Annotated in this window: 14 protein-coding genes and 1 tRNA gene; 6 read left to right on the top strand and 9 right to left on the bottom strand. The window is 67.4% G+C overall.

All coding sequences use genetic code 11. The annotated features are described in order from the left end of the window. Positions 1–8: 8 nt before the first annotated feature. Both AB0I34_RS01325 and AB0I34_RS01320 read right to left on the bottom strand, forming a co-directional pair. Positions 9–1226 carry an MFS transporter gene (locus tag AB0I34_RS01325; protein ID WP_360437444.1) on the bottom strand — a complete coding sequence of 406 codons (1218 nt, stop codon included), beginning with the start codon at positions 1224–1226 and terminating at the stop codon, positions 9–11. Between the two features lie 152 nt (positions 1227–1378). Next, entirely contained in the window at positions 1379–2614 is a 1236-nt protein-coding gene (locus AB0I34_RS01320; protein ID WP_360437441.1) for an MFS transporter, read from the bottom strand. 251 nt (positions 2615–2865) lie between these two features. Between AB0I34_RS01320 and AB0I34_RS01315 the strand changes: the two genes are divergently transcribed. Then, a tRNA-Ser gene (locus AB0I34_RS01315) sits at positions 2866–2954 on the top strand. A gap of 177 nt (positions 2955–3131) precedes the next feature. Here the strand turns inward: AB0I34_RS01315 and AB0I34_RS01310 are convergent. Both AB0I34_RS01310 and AB0I34_RS01305 read right to left on the bottom strand, forming a co-directional pair. Beyond that, positions 3132–3782 (bottom strand): LysE family translocator, encoded by a 651-nt coding sequence (locus AB0I34_RS01310; protein ID WP_360437438.1) that lies wholly within the window; start codon positions 3780–3782, stop codon positions 3132–3134. Next, positions 3782–4525, bottom strand: coding sequence for a metallophosphoesterase (locus AB0I34_RS01305; RefSeq protein WP_360437435.1), 744 nt, complete (start codon positions 4523–4525; stop codon positions 3782–3784). The genes AB0I34_RS01310 and AB0I34_RS01305 overlap by 1 nt, the downstream gene beginning before the upstream one ends. Positions 4526–4669: 144 nt before the next feature. Here AB0I34_RS01305 and AB0I34_RS01300 point away from each other — a divergent pair, with 144 nt between their 5' ends. Together AB0I34_RS01300 and AB0I34_RS01295 are read left to right on the top strand one after the other, a co-directional pair. Then, positions 4670–5284, top strand: coding sequence for a CGNR zinc finger domain-containing protein (locus AB0I34_RS01300; protein WP_360437432.1), 615 nt, complete (start codon positions 4670–4672; stop codon positions 5282–5284). Positions 5285–5466: 182 nt separating this feature from the next. Then, positions 5467–6030, top strand: a complete 564-nt coding sequence (locus tag AB0I34_RS01295; protein ID WP_360437429.1) for a dihydrofolate reductase family protein — start codon at positions 5467–5469, stop codon at positions 6028–6030. A 19-nt stretch (positions 6031–6049) separates the two neighbouring features. Here AB0I34_RS01295 and AB0I34_RS01290 read toward each other — a convergent pair whose 3' ends face one another. Both AB0I34_RS01290 and AB0I34_RS01285 read right to left on the bottom strand, forming a co-directional pair. Continuing rightward, the gene (locus tag AB0I34_RS01290) at positions 6050–10288 is read right to left on the bottom strand and encodes a BTAD domain-containing putative transcriptional regulator (RefSeq protein WP_360437426.1); all 4239 of its coding nucleotides are present in this window, start codon (positions 10286–10288) and stop codon (positions 6050–6052) included. Positions 10289–11223: 935 nt separating this feature from the next. After that, positions 11224–11646 (bottom strand): hypothetical protein, encoded by a 423-nt coding sequence (locus AB0I34_RS01285; protein ID WP_360437423.1) that lies wholly within the window; start codon positions 11644–11646, stop codon positions 11224–11226. A 268-nt stretch (positions 11647–11914) separates the two neighbouring features. On the opposite strand from AB0I34_RS01285, the gene AB0I34_RS01280 reads away from it, so the two are divergent. Beyond that, positions 11915–12922 (top strand): aminoglycoside phosphotransferase family protein, encoded by a 1008-nt coding sequence (locus AB0I34_RS01280; RefSeq protein ID WP_360437420.1) that lies wholly within the window; start codon positions 11915–11917, stop codon positions 12920–12922. A gap of 137 nt (positions 12923–13059) precedes the next feature. Here the strand turns inward: AB0I34_RS01280 and AB0I34_RS01275 are convergent, their stop codons facing one another. Then, entirely contained in the window at positions 13060–16023 is a 2964-nt protein-coding gene (locus AB0I34_RS01275) for an AAA family ATPase (protein WP_360437417.1), read from the bottom strand. Between the two features lie 69 nt (positions 16024–16092). Continuing rightward, positions 16093–16362 carry a hypothetical protein gene (locus AB0I34_RS01270; protein ID WP_360437414.1) on the bottom strand — a complete coding sequence of 90 codons (270 nt, stop codon included), beginning with the start codon at positions 16360–16362 and terminating at the stop codon, positions 16093–16095. Positions 16363–16531: 169 nt separating this feature from the next. On the opposite strand from AB0I34_RS01270, the gene AB0I34_RS01265 reads away from it, so the two are divergent. Further along, entirely contained in the window at positions 16532–16819 is a 288-nt protein-coding gene (locus AB0I34_RS01265) for a hypothetical protein (protein WP_360437412.1), read from the top strand. 22 nt (positions 16820–16841) lie between these two features. Here the strand turns inward: AB0I34_RS01265 and AB0I34_RS01260 are convergent, their stop codons facing one another. Beyond that, complete coding sequence (locus tag AB0I34_RS01260) at positions 16842–18200, bottom strand: serine hydrolase domain-containing protein (RefSeq protein ID WP_360437409.1); 1359 nt, start codon at positions 18198–18200, stop codon at positions 16842–16844. A gap of 98 nt (positions 18201–18298) precedes the next feature. On the opposite strand from AB0I34_RS01260, the gene AB0I34_RS01255 reads away from it, so the two are divergent. Further along, positions 18299–19303 carry a GlxA family transcriptional regulator gene (locus AB0I34_RS01255; protein WP_360437407.1) on the top strand — a complete coding sequence of 335 codons (1005 nt, stop codon included), beginning with the start codon at positions 18299–18301 and terminating at the stop codon, positions 19301–19303. The last annotated feature ends 15 nt before the right edge of the window (positions 19304–19318 follow it).

Raw genomic sequence — 19318 nt, 5'->3', positions numbered from 1 at the left:
GGCGGGAGTCACTGGCGCTGGGTGGTCGAGTGGGGGAAGACCCGATCGAGGATGAGGATGGCGGCGGCCGCGATCAGGGCCAGGGCGGAGATGCCCAGCCACGGCAGCTCGTGCTGGGCCTCGAAGAGCTGAGCGAAGTACGCCGGCGCCAGGATGCTGGCGAAGGTGAAGGAGTACTGCCAGTAGGAGAGGTACTTCCCGTTCCCCACCACCGGCGCCACCGCCGCCGCGAGCGCGTTGCCGGTCGCCGCGTGCAGTACGTCGCCAAACGCGAACACCGCCGTCGCCAGGATCAACCCCGGCACGACCAGTGCGGTCGGCACGTGCAGCAGCGAGGCCATCAGCAGTCCCCACACCGCCCACGCCACACCGGCAACGATGATCACGTTGGTACGGCGACGCTTCTCGGTATGCCGCACCACCAGGGTCTGCCCGGTCGCCAGTACGACGGACACCGCGGCCAGCAAGACACCGATCAACCACTTGGGTGCCGGCAACGCTTCAGCGACGTACACCGGTAGTCCGACGCCCAGCAGCATCGTGCAGAGGGCCAGCAACGTGTTGGCGCCGATCAGCACCAGGAACGCCTTGTCCTTGCGCAGCAGTGGCGCCGGTCCGGTGTCCTGAACGGCGCGACGGTGGTGAGCCGGGTTCAGACGCAGCAGCAGGAAGCCGGCCAGGTAGAACGTCACCGCGTTGACCGCCATTGCGATCAGGAACGGCGCATCGCCGCCGATGGCCAGCAGCGCTCCGGCAGCCAGTGCGCCGAGGCCGAACCCGGCGGCCTGCATCATGCCCCCGAGCCCGAACCACCTGTCCCGGTCGCCCTCGTCGGCGACATCGGCCAGCAGGCTGAAGATCGCGGACCAGAACACGCGCTGGCCGCTGGTCGTCAGCAATGCGCACAGGAACACGAGCCACACCGACCGGCCGAAGAAGAAGCCGGTGAACGCGAGCCCCTGCGCGAACTGTGCGCCCACCACCAGGTTCCGCGGCCCGACCTTGTCGATCACCACAGCCACTGCGGCCGGTGCTGCGATCGAGAAGAGCGTCGCGACGGTCAGCAGGACTCCCGCCGTCCCGAGTGGGATGTCGACGACCCGCACGAAGAACAGCAGCAGAAGCGGTCCGGCGCAGCCGCCGCCGAACGAGTCGATTGCCAGACCGGCGAGCAGCGGTAGGCGGCCGCGGACGTTCGGGAGGCCGAGGGACGTGGCTGTAGGCATGACAGAGTGCTCCGATCGCATCGACTCGGCCCACTCGCAGCGCTGGCTACGAGACCACTCCACCAGGGGCGTTCCCCTGACTACAGTTGGGGCTCTCGGCCGAAAACAGTAGCAAACGGTTGCCGAGTGCCTCCAGCCGTTTTCGTGCCCCTTCAGTCCGCTGCGACGACCCGACGTACGGACACGTGCCGTAGCGGACGCCACGCGACGGCCGTCATCAGCACCATCGCCACGAAGGCAATCGCGAACGGCGCAGCCAGTCCGAACCGCTGCGCGAGTGCGCCACCCAGCGCGGAGCCGATCGCAGCGCCACCAACCGACGCCAGCAGGTACACGCTGTTGACTCGGCCCATCAGCGGCTCTGGCGTCGCCAACTGCCTCGCGGTGGTCGACACGATGCCCCATACCACCGCATGTACGCCGAACACCGCCATGGTCGCGCCGGCCACCCACGGACTCCGGGTGAGCGCCAGGATGAGGTGGACCGTCGTTTCGATGACCAGCCCGGCCCGCAGCAGGGTCAGCGAGCCGACCCGCGGCTCGAGCACGTGGTACACAGGCATGCCGAGGACGCCGCCGATCGCTCCGACCGACACCAGCAGGCCGAACTGCGTCTCGGTCAGCCCGAGCCGTTCCCGCGCGTAGAGCACCCAGGTTGCGAACGCGGCGCAGAAGGTGATGTTCATGACCAGGATCGAGCACGCCAACGTCCGTACACCCGCGTGCTGCCACAGCCAGCGGACTCCCTCGCGTACTTCGGCCCAGATCGCCGTACCTGCGGGCTCGGTCGGCAACGGACGTACGGCGACTCGCGCGATCAGAGCGGCCGCGGCGCCGAAGGTGACGGCGTTGAACACGAGCGGCACCCCGGCCCCGACCGCGAACAGCAAAGCACCAAGCGGCGGACCACCGAGCTGCTGCAGCACTGTGCCACTGGCGAACAGGCGCGCATTCGCCTTGCCCAGATGCACTTTCGGTACGGCGTCCACCAGCAGCGCCCCGGATGCGTTGTCGGCGAGCGTCTCCGCCGTACCGAGGAGGAAGAGGGCGACGTAGATCGCCCACAGGGGTGCGGTGCCGAGCAGTACGGCGGCACCGAGGGCGCCGATGACGATCGCGCGAAAGGTGTCAGCGGCAACGATCATCAGCCGGCGGTCGAGTCGGTCGACGAGAGCACCGCTGAACAGGGCGAACAGCAGCCAGGGCAACTGCTGGACGAAGGCGGCCGCACCGACAGCGGCCGGCTCGGTGGTGATCGATGCGACCAGCAACGGGCCGGCGGCGAGCATGGCGCCGTCGCCGAGGTTCGAGATGATCGCGGCCGGCCAGATCTTGCGGAAGTCGGATCCGAGCTCGGACGGCAGCAGGAACGTACGGACGGAAGGCATACGAGAGCTCCAGAGGGCATGACGGAACAACCGGAACGACCGACGTCACTCCGACGCCGGCAACCGGCCCGGTCAGCCGCAGATCAGCGCGCCGACCGGACGGTGTGTGCCATGTCCTCGAACGACCTGGACATTGCCCTCACCTCCGTCCGTACCCCAGGCGGCCCGTCCGCCTCTGCCGAGACCCTACCGGCCAACCCCCGCCCCCGCACGCGCATTGCTATCCTCAACGATCGGCGACCACGTCGCCTGGAGGGTTCGCATAGTGGCCGAGTGCGCTGGTCTTGAAAACCGGTATGGCGGGTGACCGTCATCGTGGGTTCGAATCCCACACCCTCCGCCCACACCCTCCGCTCAAACAGTCCAGAGAGTCGCACTGACCTGCGGAAACCTGCCGCCGTAGGTTGCCGGGCATTGTGTCCGGTGTGTCCGATTGCGATCGGTCAGTGTCGGCTGCCCATGCAGAATGCATGCAACCCCTACATCAACGGGCCCGCACCCAACTGGCGCTGTGTCTCTAGGTGGCGGCGCTTCGGATTCCGAGGGTTAGGAGTACCAGGGACGTGGTCCTGGCGACTGCCTGTTTGAAGCGGGGTTTCTGGAGGGTGTGTGAGGCGCGCCGGATGAGGAAGGTCCAGGTCATCAGCCAGATCATGATCAGCAGCGCGTGGGCAGTGGCCAGGGTGAGGATCTGGCCACCGAAGGATTGCCGGGGTGCTATGAACTGGGGCACCAGCGTCAAGTAGATCGAGGCCGCCTTCGGGTTGAGGACGTTGGCGAGCAACGCTTGGGCGTAGATCGAGTCCACCCGCTTCGGCAGTCGCCGACGCGAGGGTGTGGGTGCGGAGTGCAGCCTGGCGGAACGCCAAGTCCACAGGGCCAAGCCGATGAGGTAGGCGGCACCGACGAGCTTGACGGCCGCGAACGCCTGGCTCGAGCGCATGACCAGGGCTGACAGGCCGGCGATCGCCAGAGTGGCGTGGATGTACAGACCGGTGGCGGTGCCGAGGATGACAGGCAGGGCCTGGCGGCGTCCTTTGTCGGTGACATGGTGGATCAGCAGCGCCAGGCTGGCTCCGGGAGTGGCGATCAAGGGGAAGACGGCAGCCAGAAATCCCGCGACCGCGTAGGGATGGACCACGATGGCTCCAGCGCGTTCGAGCAGCATCAGAGGACGACGCGGTAGTGGGTGGTCAGGCGAGCGTTGTCGTCGAGGATGTGGAAAGCGAGGCCGGGCGGCTGCTCGAGGTCTGCGGGTTGGTCACCCTCCCACGGCAGGCGCAAGGTCCAGGTGATCGCCGGCCCGACGATCAGGGGCCGGGCGGCGAAGATCGATGCCGCCGCGGTGTGCGCGTGGCCGGTGATGACGGCGGCAATCTGCGGATGTGCTTCGAGCAGGCCGGCCAGTTGTCCGGGATGTTCGAGCATGCCTGAGTCCGCCAGGGGGTGGTGCAGCACGACCGGCGGCTGATGGAAAGCCAGCAGCGCCGGAGCGTTTCGCGGGAGGGCACCGAGGGTGGTCTCGATCCAGCCGATTGTCTGGTCGTCCAGCCGGCCCTCATCGCGACCCGGGATGGTGACGTCGCACATCAGGATGGTCGTGCCCGAGATGTGGTGAACCTGATTGATCGGGCCGTCGCTCGGTGCCTCACCGAGCAATGACTTGCGGTACGCCGGCCTCGCGTCGTGGTTCCCGGGACAGGTGAGCACCGGGAAGTCGGTGGTCAGGATCTGAGCCGCCTCCTCGTACTCGGCCTCCTCACCGTGATCGGCGATGTCGCCGGTGACCAGCAGAGCGTCAACCTGTCGGGGCAGAGCCCTCAGGTAATCCATGACGCGGACGGCCCGTCGGGTCGCCCGATCGCTGCCGTCCAGGTGGAGGTCGCTGATCTGTGCAAAGAGCGCCGTCATGTCGCTGTCTCCTCTTGATCGCCGGGACAACTCCGAAGCCCGGACTCTAATGGAAGTTTTCAGATTGCCGTTAGAGACCGTAGGCTGTTGCGAGCGAGCTGATCAAGTGATTTGACGACGATGCGGCGACGGAAGGGATGGCGAATGGAGCGCTGGCTGGCACTGGAACTGGCGAGCACGATCCGCCACGACGGGCAGGGTGGCGTCGTCGACGATCTCGCCACGATCGAAGGAACAAGTCGCTGGATCCACGCGCAGGCAGAGCTGCTGGCCGGGGACATCTCGCCTGACGATCTGACAGCGGATGAACCACTCAGACTCGGGATCATCGAGCTCCGGCGCGCCGTACGGGCGTTGTTCGCGCGGACAGTCAGCCCCGCTCCCCCGAGCCCAGCAGATGCGCATCGCCTCATGCCCGCCGACCAGGCGATAGCCGATCTCAACGCGGCCGCAGCCCGGGAGCTGGTTGCCCCGCAGTTGAACTGGCCCACCGACGGAACCCCCGCCGCCCGCCTGCTGTCGGCGGAGAACAATGCACAGGTTCGGCTCGTCGCAGCCTTGGCCCGTGCGGCCATCGACTTCCTCAGTGGCCCACAGCGCACGCACCTGCGATCCTGCACCGCGCCACGCTGCGTACGCTATTTCGTCAAGAGCCACGGCCGGCAGGAATGGTGCAAACCCTCCTGCGGCAACCGAGCCCGAGCAGCCCGCCACTACAAGCGTCACCACCACGAATCCACCAGCGACTCCCTCTCCTGAACAACCACGATCGCGGGTCTGACCGGAATGGTGACCAGCAAGTGGCACTGCCGTAGAGGCGCCGACGGAGAAGCCTCGTGAGTTTCTTCCAATGACCTGTCGGATCCGGAGTGAGGCGTTCGTAGTAGGGGTGACGGCCGGCCGGAGAAAGCCCGCCGGACTGACAGAAAGGCACTGGCGCCATGCGGAAACTGATCTACGGCATGAACCTGACCCTGGACGGCTACGTCGCCGCGCCCGGCGACGACATCGGCTGGGGCAGGCCGAGCGACGAACTGTTTCAGTTTTGGCTCGACCAGGAGTTGGCGATCGGGCTGCTGATGTACGGGCGCAAGCTGTGGGAGGCGATGAGTTCCCACTGGCCGACCGGCGACCAGCAGCCCGACGCCACCCCGGCGCAGATCGAGTTCGCGCGGAACTGGCGGGACACGCCGAAGGTGGTGTTCTCCTCGACGATCGACAAGGTCGACTGGAACACCCGCCTGGTCACCGGCGACGCCGTAGCGGAGATCACCCGACTCAAGGCCGACGACGGCGAGCCGATAAGGGTCGGTGGCGCCGCGCTCGCTGGGGCGGCCATGCGGGCCGGGCTGGTCGACGAGTACGAGATCGTCACCCATCCGGTGCTGGTGGGCGGCGGCACACCGTTCTTCACCGCGCTCGACAGCTGGGTGGACCTGGACCTCGTGGAGACGCGGACGTTTCCCGGCGGCGTGGTCCTGACCAGGTACGAGACGAGGCGCTGAGCGCCGAGCCGGTCGCTGCTCAGGGGCACGTTTCCTCGTACGGGCGGTTGCCGAACGCCTGGGTCCACTCGTCGGGGGTCAGGTTGCGACCCGCCATGGCGCAGGCGTCGGCAATGGTCTGGTTGATGCGCGTGTCCCACTGGTAGGTCTTGCCGTCGTACGCCACGATTGTGACGATGTCGCTGCCGTCGGTGAAGTTCGCGGAAACAGCGACTGGCTCGCCTTCGGTGGAGATCGCGATCGTGCCCAGGAGATGGAGGGTTCGAGCGTCCCACAGGCTGACGGTGCCATCCGCCGCCGCGGTCACGATGCGTGCGCTGTCAGGTGAGAAGCGGACGCTCAGGCCCTCGCCGTTGTGTCCGGTCGCCGCTGCACGCTTGATCGCGACCGACTGCGCATCGATGGTGACCACTCCGCCGTCGGCGCCGGTGCCCGCGATCAGTCGACCATCGGGGGCGAATGCAGCGGCGTTGAGCCGAAGGGGCAGACGTTGCGTCCGTACCTCCTGGTCGGTCGCCGGGCGGACGATTCGCAGGTTCTGCCGGGAGAATCCCGCGTCATCCTCGAAGAGCACCGCAGTCTGACCATCGTTCGACGACGCGACGCAGCAGTCTGTCGTGAAAGTTGAGGTCTCGACCGCGGCCGACAGGTCCGCGTCGAAGTAAGCGGTACCTTCCGGCCGGCCCGTGACGATCCGGTTGCCGTGATCGACGTATCCCACCGTGTAGACGACAGCGCTTGCTTCTTTCTCCACCTTGCCGGTCCGGGCGTCGATGGTCTTGATCGTCGTCAGGTCGTGGACGGCTAACTCTTGTCCGTTCGGGTGCCAGGCCACCGGCGTTCTTGCTCCTGCCTCGAGGTCGAGGTCGAGGCGGGTCGGTGTCGTCACGCCACCGGTGGTCGCGTCGGCAATGCTCACCCAGGACGTCCCACCCGCTCGCCACACGTAGGCGATGCGCTGACCGTTGTCGGAGGCAAGGACATGCAGGTAGTGACGCGGCGGAACGGTCTGTGTGGAGCGAAGGTACGGCCGCTGCCCGCCGAGATCGTAGCTGCGCAGGATGCCGTCATCGCCACCGGTGTACAGCATCCGCGCGTCCGGGCTGAAGGCGACTGCCCATGAGACTTCTGTGGTCTTGATCCGCTCGGCTGCAGTGCCACTGGCTACGTCCCAGATGACGACCTCGCCGCCGGAATGAGCCGTGGCCAGCAGTTTGCCGTCACCGGAGAAGGCCGAAGCGCGCGGTGGATCGGCGGGGCTGCGCAGCACACTGACCGTCCGGCCCGTACGCGCGTCAACCACAGTTGTCGTGGTCCTGTCGGTCCGAACGGGGCCAGGATGCTGAAATGCCAGCCGGTCGCCGCTCTGGCTGAGAGCGATGGTGGGACCGCCGATTGTCGAGTCCCAGATGGGACCACCACCGAGATCAGGCCGTTGCCACAACCGTTTTCCGGTGGCGACCGAGTATGCAGTAAGCGGTTGCTGGCCGTAGAGGGTTCGACCATCGGAGCTGATGTCGAGATGCTCGGAACCAGGACTGAGAGCAACCTTCTGTGGTGGCCGATCAAGCGCATGGAGATCCCAGACCAGCCCGAATGCTCCGAGCGAGAATCGCCTCGTGACGTCCGCGGCCAGATAGCGACCATCTGCACTGAAGGCCAGGCCGGCGAAGCGCACGTCGCCGATCTCGGCGGGGGCGGGCAGCGTCGTCACCGGTTCCAAGGTGTCGGCGCGCAGGAGCCGGAGTGGCCACTGCGGATCGGCCCCGTCTTCCTGGGTGTTTCCAGCGATCGCGGCGACCTGGCGGCCGTCCGGGCTGAACCTTGCTGTGGCGAAGAATTCCGCGCCCGCCGGTACCGGACCAAAGCTGTACGAGTGGCGGACATCCCCTGGTCGGGCTCCGTAGAGATGGACGGTTGCGTTGTTGTCGCCGGCGATGATCCGGCTGCCATCGGCTGAGATCTCGAGGTCTTGGATCTTGCCGAAGGGTGCAGGGGTGGACCGCATCAAGTGCGGTCGCCTGTTCATCGCGGCCACCAGGTTGGCCCGTGTCTCTGCGGAATCGTCGAGGCGAACGCCCTGTGCCGCGAGCAGTAAAGAGTGGCTGATGTCCTCGATCAGCAGCGCCCGGGCCCCGACCTGGCGCGCCAGTTCCCTGGTCGCCGCCTGCTCGGCGCTGGTCGCCGCCTGCTCAGCACGGTCTGCCTGCCGAGCGGCGACCAGCCCCGCGATCAGCGCGCCGGCCAGCAGGACGGCCCCGGTGGTGAGGGCGGCGCGGAGCCGTCGGTTGATCCTGAGTTGCAGGCGCGCTCGGCGTTCGGCCTCGTGCAGCTCCGTCTCGGACAATCGCTTGCTCGCGGCAAGGAACTCGTCCTCGGCCCGAGTCAGCGTCGGCGGCGTACGGTCTTGCCAGTCCAGTGCCTTGGCGAGACGAACCCCACGGTAGAGCTCGCTCTCAGGTCGGCCCAGGTTGTTCCAGGAGTCGGCGGCACCGGCGAGGTGGTGCAGGATCTGCTGGCCTTCCAGGTCCTCCTCAAGCCACCCACGCAGACGTGGCCAGGCGCGAACCAACGATTCGTGAGCAATCTCGACGACGCCGGCGTCGCTGGTGACCAGCCTCGAGGCCACCAACAGGTCGATCATCACCACGTCCATCGGACGGGTGACGACCAGCCGGCGCGGCAGGCGGCTACAGACGGGATCGCCTTCCGGACCCGGGGCGACCAAGCGCATCAGCAAAGCGCGTAAGACCCTCCGCTCCTTGCGCGAGATTCGTTCGTGGACTTCTTCGGCGGACTGAGCGACTGCGCCACGGATCCCACCCGAGGCGTTGTAGCCGGCGACGGTGAGCGTGCGGCCCTCGCGACGCTGCCAGGTCTCGCGGAGGGCGTGCGACATCAGCGGGAGCGCGCCCGGTTGGTCAGCCACCTCGTTGATCAGCAGATCGACCAGCCCCGGTTCGATGACCAGCGACGCCAGCCGAGCGGGCTCTTCGATCGCTGCCCGCAGATCGGTCTCGGTCATGCCGGGTAGCAGGTAAAGCCCCTGCTCGATGATCCGGGCGAAGTCCGGATAGGAGGAGACATCGGCGAGCCGATCGGCGCGGATCGACATGATCAGCGGGGCCACCGCCCAATGGGCGCTGAGGGCGGTCAGGAAGGTTGCACGCTCGGTGGCGTCCTGGCACAGCGAAAAGACCTCCTCGCACTGGTCCACGAGCAGCACCGGCGGAGGCCCCGCACCGGGCATCGCGGCCGCCAACGCGGCAACCGGATGTTGTCCCGGGGTCATCACCACGACCCGCAGACGATCGCGGTGCAACGCTGCCGCCACACCAGCCTGCACCAATGAGGATTTGCCGCAGCCGGACGGTCCAACGACGGCGAGGACCGAGTGTTCGGACAGCCTGTGCAGACAGGCCGCGATGTCGGAGTCGCGACCGAAGAAGCTGTCCGCGTCATCCACGCCGTACGGCTTCAAGCCCGGGTAGGGGCAGATCGGGCTCGGCTCCGGCGGCGCGCTCTCCGCCACCAAGGACGGGTCCTGCCGCAGGATCGCCTCCTCCAAGGCGTCGATGGCGGGGTTGGGATCGAGGCCGTGGTCGCGGTTCAGCACACTGCGCAGTCGGTGGATCGTTCGCAGTGCCTCACTCTGACGGCCGGACTGGTACTGCGCCGTGGCCAACAGGATCCAGCGTCGTTCACGTAATGGCTCCTCGGCGACCAGCGCCTGGGCCTTGGCCAGCACCTTGTCATGCTGACCCGATCGCAGAGCCGACTCGACGTACAGCTCCTCGGCCGCGCCCCGCAGCTCGGTCAGTCGCGATGCCTCGATCCGGGCGGCATCCCAGCCGTCCAGCTCCGTCAACGGCGGACCCCTCCACAAAGTCAAGGCGTCGCAGAGAACCAGCGCGGACCGTTCCGGTTCGCCCGCCGCCAGTAGATCTCCGGCACGAGCCACGGCACGGTCGAACCGCTGGGCATCGATCTCGTCGAGCGGTAAGGCCAGCCGGTAACCGAGCGGCACGGTCTCGATCGCGTGCGTTCCCAGAACCCTGCGGAGCCGCATCACACACCCCTGCACCACCTTCGACCATGACGGTGGCAACTGCTCGCCCCACAACACGTCAGCAAGCTGCTCGGCGCTGACAACCTCGCCAGGATGCACGGACAGCGCTGCAACCACAACGCGGTCACGTCGTCCGAGTGTCTTCTGATCCCCCTCGATCATGAGCGGGCCGAGCACGTCGATACCCACGTCTCGACTGTCTGCCTCCCCTGACACCGCGTCAATGGCTGCGATACCGCCGTGATACCGAGTCGAACCGGCGTGATACCGCCGCGCGCGACAACTGGAACACCAAGCGCCGGCGCACCCGGACTACCAGCAGCGGCGGCCCCGTCGGACGCAAGGACAGGAGTACGGATCATGTCCGCACCCAGGAACAAGACCACATCTCGTCGCCACGTGCATCACAGGATCTCAGTGATCGCGGTCCTCCCCGTTGCGTTTGCCGCGGCTACGCTGGCAACGGTCGAAGCCACCGCGAGTCCGTGGGCACCCGAGTCCACGTACCAGCCAGCCCAGGTCCAGACCGACGGATGGCCGGACGAAGGCACCGGCTACCCCGGGTACGGAGACCAGTCTTCGCCAAGGAGCACTGGGGCTAGCCGGGGACTCGACACGACCTCCGTGGCGCTCGGCGCCCTGGGCGGCATCGCACTCGGGGGAGCCGGACTCGGCATCGCCCTAGTCGTACAGCGACGCCGCGACCACGCCGCGCTGCCCACAGCGTGACAGTGCTCATCGATCATGGACGGGCCGAACGGCCCGTCTTCGAGCACACGCCAACCTGAGGGCGTGGAGCCAGACACGTGTGCCTATGTCTTGAGATATCTGTCGCCTATGTGTTGAGCCACAACCACACCCTCCGCTCGCAAGGGACCCCAAGAGGGGGGCTCTGAGATACACCTAACAGCCCTCGGTATGTTCCAGCCCCCATCTACCGGGGTCGTGAGGGGTGGGCGGGAGTGTGCTGCGCCGGGACAGTTCCTGGGGTCTAGGCGAATCTGTGTGGCGCGGGATGAAGTTTGTCGGGACTGGCCTGATGTCTTCAGCCGAGGGAGAGCAGTCGTTCCTCCAGGAGTGGCCCGGCCTGGTCGATTGTTTCGCCCAGATCGAGCCAGGACTTCTCACGCGCCGACGGCTCGTCCATCCCCGGCCACTGCCAGACTGAACACTCCCGTCAGCACGTCCCGCCGCCCATCCGGCCGCACCACCGACAGCCCGAACTCCACGGCAAGACCGGTCCGCACCACCTGCGCCTTGCCCGGATCATCCGCCAGCGGCTTGCCACCTGTGAGGAATTTCGGCTCCTTGGTGATCTTCAACCACTCGACCTTGGCCCCTTCGACCTGCTGCGCCAGCAACTCCTCGATCCCGTCGCGCACCGCTCGCCCGGGCTGATCTCCCAGCCAGTCGAGCCAATGATCTGCCTTGGTGAGCAACTCGAAATCGTCCCGCGGGCGCCCGTGTCCCTTGTTGGGCACGAACTCACCGGTGAGCTGCCCCGCCTCGTCGACCCGCCAACCCCCACGAATCGCCTCTGGCGGCACATAACCGTTCGGATCGTCGACCCAGTCCCCATCGATCTCCTAAACCCACCCACCCGGAGTCCGAGCCGCCTCAGCCACCAGCCCGTCAGGCGGTCTACGCCGCCGCTTGAACATGCTCACCCAACGCAGTCTGCCCCACGGCGGCCGGCTCACTCTCCAGCTAACCTTCATGGAGCCGACGCCTTCGACCGGAGCGCGGCGCAGGCAGTCGACAGGAGACGGCAGTTGCACGAACTCCCGCGAGAAACGCGTCCGTCGGTGGCTCGACATGGATGACGAAACACCCGTCGCCGCTGTCCTCGTCGCGACGCAACTCAAGCGATTCAGGGAGGTCTGCGAGGTAGCGGGGCCGATCGAGCCGCGGTTCGACGGAGCCACGAAGCATGTGCTCCTCACCGACGATCGCGCGTTTCTGTTCCCTCGCAACCACACGATCGTCGCGCAGCTCGAGCGCGAATGCGACGTCTACGCAACTGTCGACCACCCGCTCGTCTCGAAGCTGCTCGGCCGCTGGGACGAGCCGGCGATCTCGCCGTACCCGTTCTTTGCCGTGACTCGGCTCCGGGGCTCCGTGCCCGGCGACATGTCGCCCGAACACCTGCAAATGCTGGCGGGACAGCTCGGTACGGCGCTTGCAGCGTGCCATGACATCAGTCTCGAGCGCGTCCCACGACGCCTGTGGGCCAACGCCTGGTCGGAACCGCCGGCGACGCCACCGACGGCGACCGATTGCTACTCGCCTCTCCGCGAACTGGGCGGCGCCTGGACGCCGACTGGAACGGCGAGCTGGTCGATCAGCTCGAGTCGGGAACGCCTTGCCGAATCGGTCGCACCGTCCGTCGGCCCGGCAGGGCGAACGACGTTGCTCGAAGCCCTCGAAGCTGTCGACGCAATGGACCCGGTCCTTGCCCACGGCGACCTTTACGAGCGCCACCTGCTGCTCGACGCATCGGGGACATTGACCGGGATTCTCGACTGGGGGTTCGGAGGTGTGCTGTCTCCCCTTGTCGACTTCACGTGCAGCCAGTGGGGCAGCGCAAGTTGGGTCGCCGAACGCTCGTACGGTGACCTCCGTCGGCACCTCTGGACGGCGTACGCCGAACATCGTTCGGTGCCGCTGCCGAGTTGGGAGCAGGTCCACCTCGCTCTGACCACGTTCGACATCGTTGCGCTGGCACCCGAGACAAAGACCCACTACTACTGGCAGAAGAGCGCCGAGTGGCAAGCCGCTCGACGGGCTGCAGCGCGAGACTCCTTGCAAGCGCAGCTCAAGTAGGCGGGCGCTCCGGCACACGATCAGTCTCGGCTGTCCATGCAGGGTGCGTGCAACCCCCGTATGTTCCAGCCCTCGGCGGGGTTTGACGCGCTGAAGGAGCGCTCGGCGAGGTGGCAGGGACTGACGCGGGGCCACGCTCAACGGGGGAGAGTTTGGTTGAGCCGCAAGGCGAGCGCTGCTACTTGGCGCCGGGAGCTGGTTCCGGTTTTCCGGAGTACGTGTGAGACGTGGGTGCTGACTGTCTTCTCGCTGATGAACAGAGCCGCTGCGATCTCGGGGTAGGTGCGACCCACGACCAGGTATGACAGCACCTCCTGCTCCCGCTTGGTCAATGAGTCGAATGGCGACGGTTGGGACGCCGACGGCAGCGATCGCTGCGGCTCATCCAGGCGGATGGCGGCGACGGCGGCGGACTCTTCCAGCCGTTGCTGCAGCGGAAGCGCCCCAACGTCCGTGGCGATGCGGTGTGCTGCCCGCAGCGGTCCGGCGACGGCGCGGCTGTCTCCTTCGTCAAGCAAGGCGGTTGCCCACCGCCAGGTCGCGACCATCTGTTGCCACTTCATCCCGGCGGCCGTGCAGCGATCGAGTGCTTCGGCCCAACTGTCAGCGGTGGGGCCCTCGGCGCGACAGCGCGCGGATTCGGCGAGGTAGAGAGCCTTCATCGCAGGCTGTATCGGGTCTTCGGGCACGAGTACCTCGAACGGCGGATAGGCGATGGTGTCGCGCAGCTGGACGAGGTCGTCGAGACGGGCCTGAGCGGCTTTCTCCCCGGCGGTATCGCGATGGTCCCGGGCGTGCTGCGCAAGGTCGGCTGCGGCTCGCGCACCCCACATCAGCATCCGGTCGTTGACCCGGGGATCGACGGAGTGGGGGAGCATCGTGCGCGAGAGCAGGTCGAGGGCGGCAGCGGGTCGGCCGGTCGCGAGCAGATACTCCGTCAAGATCGGCGGTGCTTCCAGACTGGGACGAACCTCGACTGACGGGATGAGCTCTTTCGCCCGCTTCAGATGGATCCGCGCCAGCTCCACGTCGCCTCGCCGAACAGCGAGCACGGCAGCGCCAAGACGAACCTTCGCGCCCCCGTTGGGCGGGCCGGTGAGGGACAGGCATTCTCGGAGTACGACGGAAGCCTCGGACAGTTCCGCCATCTCCATCAGCCATCTTGAGGCCGACCCACCGAGGTGGACGGCATCGCCCGTTGCACCGGCCTCGAGCAGCTGGTGGAACGCGGTCAGCTCGACCTGGCAACTCTCGATGTCGCGCCCGCGATAGAGCAGATAGTTGGACCTGCTGGTGCTGCCGCTGCCGATGAGCGACGGGTCGCCTGTCAGTAGGGCGTACCGCAGCGCTTCTGCGCTGTCCCGATCGGATTGCTGCTCGCGCGAGTACGCAAAGGCTCGGGCGTCGTACGCGATCGCCAGGGCTTCGACGGCGCCGGAGCGGTGTGCGGCCCGGACGGCTTCGTCGGTGTGCCGCTGTGCCGACTCGAGGTCGTCGACCCAGGCTTCGCTGTCGCCGAGGTTGGCCAGGGCCATCGCGTACCCCGGACTGTCGGGGAATCCTCGGCTCAGCTCGACGGCCTGGTGCGCTGCGGCGAGCGGCTCCTCGGCGATGTTGCCTGTCTCCCAGGCTTTGTCGGACCACTCGATGAGCAAACGGCTTGCACGCAATGGGTCGGCCGCCTCGTCGACCAGATCGCGAGCATGAGACCACGCCGCGTAACTCGCGTCGGTCTCGCCGATCTGACTCGTCGTCCGAGCGACGCGCTCCAGCAGGTCGACCTCGGCCTCGGCATCGTTGTCCTCGTGGTGGACGGCCGGCCACAGCCTGGCGGCGCGACGCAGGTGGACCGCCTCCTCCCGGATCGCCTTGATCCTGTTCGCGAGGTCGGCCGCGCGCAGCGAGGCTTCCAGGCACGCGGGCAGGTCGTGCGCGCCCTCGTAGTGCAGGGCGAGATCGCCCTGCCACCGCACTTCGTCGATTCCAGCAGGGGTCCCGGCCTGCAGCACCTTCGCCCATGCCGCGTGGTACGGCGCCGCCTCGCCGGGAACGAATGTGGCGTACAGAACCTCGGCGAGGAGGGGGTGCCGGAACCAGCAGGTCGTTGAGTCGAGTGCGACGACGATGCCCTGTGCGGTGGCCTCGACGAGCGCGGCGCTGAGTGCTTCGGGGCCGATCCCGAACGCGGCGGCGACCAGGGTCAAGTCGTCGATGCCACTCGGCCGCCCGGCGACGGCCAGCATCCGGACCACTTCGCGCGCAGACACCGAGAGGCCGTGCCAGGCCGCGAGCAGCGCTCCGGCGAGCTCGGCGGGCAGCTCGGCAGGCAGCTCCGTCGTACTCGCAGGCAGACCTTGGACCAGGAGTTCGCTGAGATAGGGGTTCCCGTCGGAGTGCTGGACCACAGCATCTGTCAGCCGCTGCTCGGGCCGGCCGCCCATGATCAGGGTCAGTTGCTGCTCGGTCTCGTCCCTGGTCAGGCGTTCCAACCGGACGTCCCTGACCAGCGGCAGCCGGCGCAGGTCGGCAAGCCAACTGTGCATCGGATTTCCGACGGCAAGCTCCTCGTCGCGGTAGGTGGTAATGACGGCCAGCCGCTGGTCACGGAATCCGTTGATGAGATAGGCCATGGCATCGCGTGAGGCGACGTCTGCCCATTGGACGTCGTCCACCACCAGCACCGTCGGCTGGTGCGACGCGATCGCCGTCACCAATCCATCCAGCATTGTCAGCAGCCGCACCGGGCTCTCCGCGGCGCCACCGCCGAGAGACAGCAGGAGCTCCCCGGCACTCGGCACGGCGTCCAGGACCTCCGCAACCAGAGCGGGTGCAGCTGTCTCAAGCCAAACCTGCAGAGCGCTGAACAGCGGGACATAAGGTGAGTCGACTGCCCCGAAGCGCACGCAGCGCCCCCACAGCACGGTGACGCCGCTCGCCAGGGAACACGCGGTCGAAACCAGCCGTGTCTTGCCCACGCCCGCCTCGCCGTGCACAAAGGCCGCGGAGGGTTCGTTCTGTGCCGCCCCCTGGATCACCGCACCGAGGATCGCCAACTCCTCGACCCGCCCGGCGATGCGAGGCGACCGCGACTCGACGCCCATCCCCTCAGTCTGCCCGCCGCGCACCATCCTGTCTGCAGCCGCCGCTCTGGCGGAGCGGCGGCTGCAGGATCAGTGAGCTCCGGCCGGGTGGCGTCGCCGGTAGGCCCAGAGTGTCGCCACGGCGAGTGCAGCCCCACCGATGGCACCTGCACCTGTTTGCACGGCTTCAGCGAGGTTGTCGTCGACCCTGATCGTCGGGCCCGGCTCGTGAACGACAACGACACTTCCGGAGTAGTGCTCCTCGGGGTAGATCACTCGCGCCGAAGCCTGGGCGGAGCCGGCCAGAACGAATCCGCAGGCCAGAACGGGAAGGGCGGCGAGGGAGTAGATGTGCTTCATGGTTCCTCCTCACGGCGACGCTCGCCGTCTTCCTTCACCGTGCGGCCGGGAGCCGCAACGCCACATCAGGCGTACCCCCTGAGATCAACGGCTGAAACCCCTTAGTTGTCAGAGCAGGCAGTGCAAGGAGCTGTTCCGTCGGATGTGTTGTGCAGGGGAGGATGCGCGCATGGCCGTTCTTCTGCAGCTGACCGTGACGCCCGCGACCCACGAGCAGTTCGACCAGCTCGACGTCCGCGTGGGGGAGTCCATGATGCGGGCAGGTGGTCCGCCGGCGGGACTCATGTCCCACGTCGTCTACCCGCAAGGCGAGGGCTTTGTCATCGCCGACGTGTGGCGGACGCCGGCCGAAGGGCAGCCGTACGTCGATGAAGTCCTACGACCGCTGCTGATCGAACTCGGACTGAATGCACCGGAGAGCACGGTCCTACCCGTCTGGTCCTTCGCTCGCCCCTGAACGCCACCGCCCCTACGGCGTTCTATTTGGGGTGGGCGAGGAGTCGGGTGCCTAGGTCGCTGGCGTCGTTGGCGATGTCGGACAGGACGATGACGGCCTTGCGGCGGTCGCGGTCGAGGCCGAGGTACGAGGCGTAGCCGCCGGTCTGCCCGCCGTGCGAGGTGATGGTCTGACCGGTCTGCCAGGTGGAGATCTGCCAGAAGTTGCCGATACGGCTGTTCGACTGGTCAGTGGCGGTTGTCGGCTCCAGGGCGGCCATGCCGGGCGCCGTTCCGTCGAGGAGCGCGGCCGCGAGTTTGGCGAGGTCGCCGGCGGTGGAGACTGCGGCAGCACCGGGCGCGTAGGCGCTCATGACCCATGGCTGGACCGGGAGACCGGTCGGCGATCGTCCACCGGTGACGAGAGCGTGGCCGGTCTCGATGGCAGTGCGGGTCATTCCCAGCGGCTCGAACAGACGGGTACGCATCAGGTTGGCGTAGCTCATGTGGGCTGCGGCGGCAACGGCTTGGCCGGCGATCGCCGACCCCAAGGTGGAGTACGCGTAGTCGCCGCGTCCGCTCAGGGTCTGGTTCGTGGCTTCCTTGGTCAGCTGCCCGCTGTCGGCGGTCAGGAAGTTGCGGCCGAGCGGCGCTTTCCAGGCGGCGCGGCGCAGGGTCGCGGTGCCGAATTCGTCGTACCCGGAGGTGTGGGTGACGAGCTCGTGCATCGTGGCGGTGCCGGCGGGTGAGCCCGCCAGCTGGGGAAGATAGGTGGAGACCGCCGCGTCCATGCGAATCTCGCCGCGCTGTACGGCGTCTGCGATGACCAGCCCTGTCATCGCCTTGGTCATCGACCCGACCTCCATCAAGGTGGTCTCGTCGGCGCCGATTCCAGCCAGCTGCACCGGCTGGGCCGCGTTCAGGTCGACCTCGGCGACCGCGACGGCGTGGTAGCCGTCGAGCATGCCCATGCCAGCCTGGTGGTTCAGGTGCGCCAGCACTGTGGCGTCGCCGTTGCGGGCGTCCGCCAGGTTCGGGGACAACACCCAGGACACGACCGTGACGGTCAGCGCACCTATGAGCACGGTGATGAGAAGGCGGCGCGAGACGAGGTAGGTCGCGACCAGGACGACGAGCATGAGCAGTGCTTTCCAGCTGTCCTCGGCGTACCGCCCGTACCGGCCGCCGGTCAGCGAGATCAGCACCATGGTGGCGGGGATACCGATCAGGACCGCCGCGACCAGCACTTTCCCCGCCCAGCCGCGAGCAAACGAAGCCGAATCGCGGACCAGCAGCTGCCGTACCACCTCCAGGATGCGTCGGCCGCCGCGACCGGGCGGGGGCCGCGGGTTGGACGAGACGGGAGTGCGCGTATCGGGGAGCAGGTTCTGGGTTTGGGGCATACCTCAGCGTGTGTCCGGGGCGCGCCACCCACAAGGACACCTTGTTGACGATGTCGGCCACCGCATCCGCGGCGTACTGTCAACTGCATGGAAGCCCGATGACAGAGCCGACTCTCGAGCTGCCCGCCGAGAGGGATGTGGTCATCGTGACCTTCGACTCGGCCCAGATCCTCGATGTCACCGGTCCCCTCGAGGTCTTTTCCAGCGCCTCCCGGTTCCTGCCTGCAGCGCGGTACCGCACCAAGATCGTGACCACCCGGGGTGGCCCGGTGCACGCCAGCTGCGGGCTGGAGTTCGCGTCCTCCGCAATCACTGAAGTCAGCGGGCCCGTCGACACGTTGATGGTTGCCGGTGGCGCCGACATGGACGCGGCCGTCAGGGACGCCGAGCTGCTCGCCCAGATCCAACGGCTCGCCCTTGATGCACGCCGCGTCACCTCGGTCTGCTCCGGGGCGTTCGTACTCGCGGCCGCCGGCCTGCTGAACGGGCGACGTGCAACCACCCACTGGGCCGAGTGCGGACTCCTTGACCACGCGTACGCCGAGATCACAGTCGACCCCGACGCCATCTTCGTCCACGACGGCAACGTGTGGACCTCCGCAGGCGTCACCGCCGGCATCGACCTCACGCTCGCTCTCGTCGCCGACGACCACGGACACCAGGCCGCTGCCACCGTCGCGCGTCAGCTGGTCGTCTACTTGCAGCGCTCTGGCGGTCAGGCGCAGTTCTCCGCGCTGCTGGCCGGACAAGCAGCTGACACCGAGCCGGTTCGCGACCTGCTCTCCTGGTTGCGCGACCATCTCACCGGCGACCTGTCCGTGGCGGCCCTTGCCCGGCAGATCAACCTCTCCGAGCGACAATTCACCCGCGTCTTCAAGGCCGAGGTCGGCTCCACCGCGGCGGACTACGTCGAAGCCGTCCGGCTCGAGTCCGCATGCCGGCTCCTGGAGACCACCAACAGAACCATCGAACAGATCGCCAAGACCTGCGGTTTCGGCACCCCCGAGACGATGAACCGCGCGTTCCGCCGGCGCCTCGACACCACCCCGGGCGACCACCGCCACCACTTCCGCGGCAGTCCCGTCGCAATCCTCACGCCTTGAGGGCGGTCCGACTGC

Origin of the sequence: Kribbella sp. NPDC050281, from assembly GCF_040655855.1 — a bacterium.
Lineage (GTDB): Bacteria > Actinomycetota > Actinomycetes > Propionibacteriales > Kribbellaceae > Kribbella.
The sequence above is the reverse complement of the archived record's forward strand: the minus strand, read 5'-3'. Positions and strand labels throughout refer to the sequence as shown.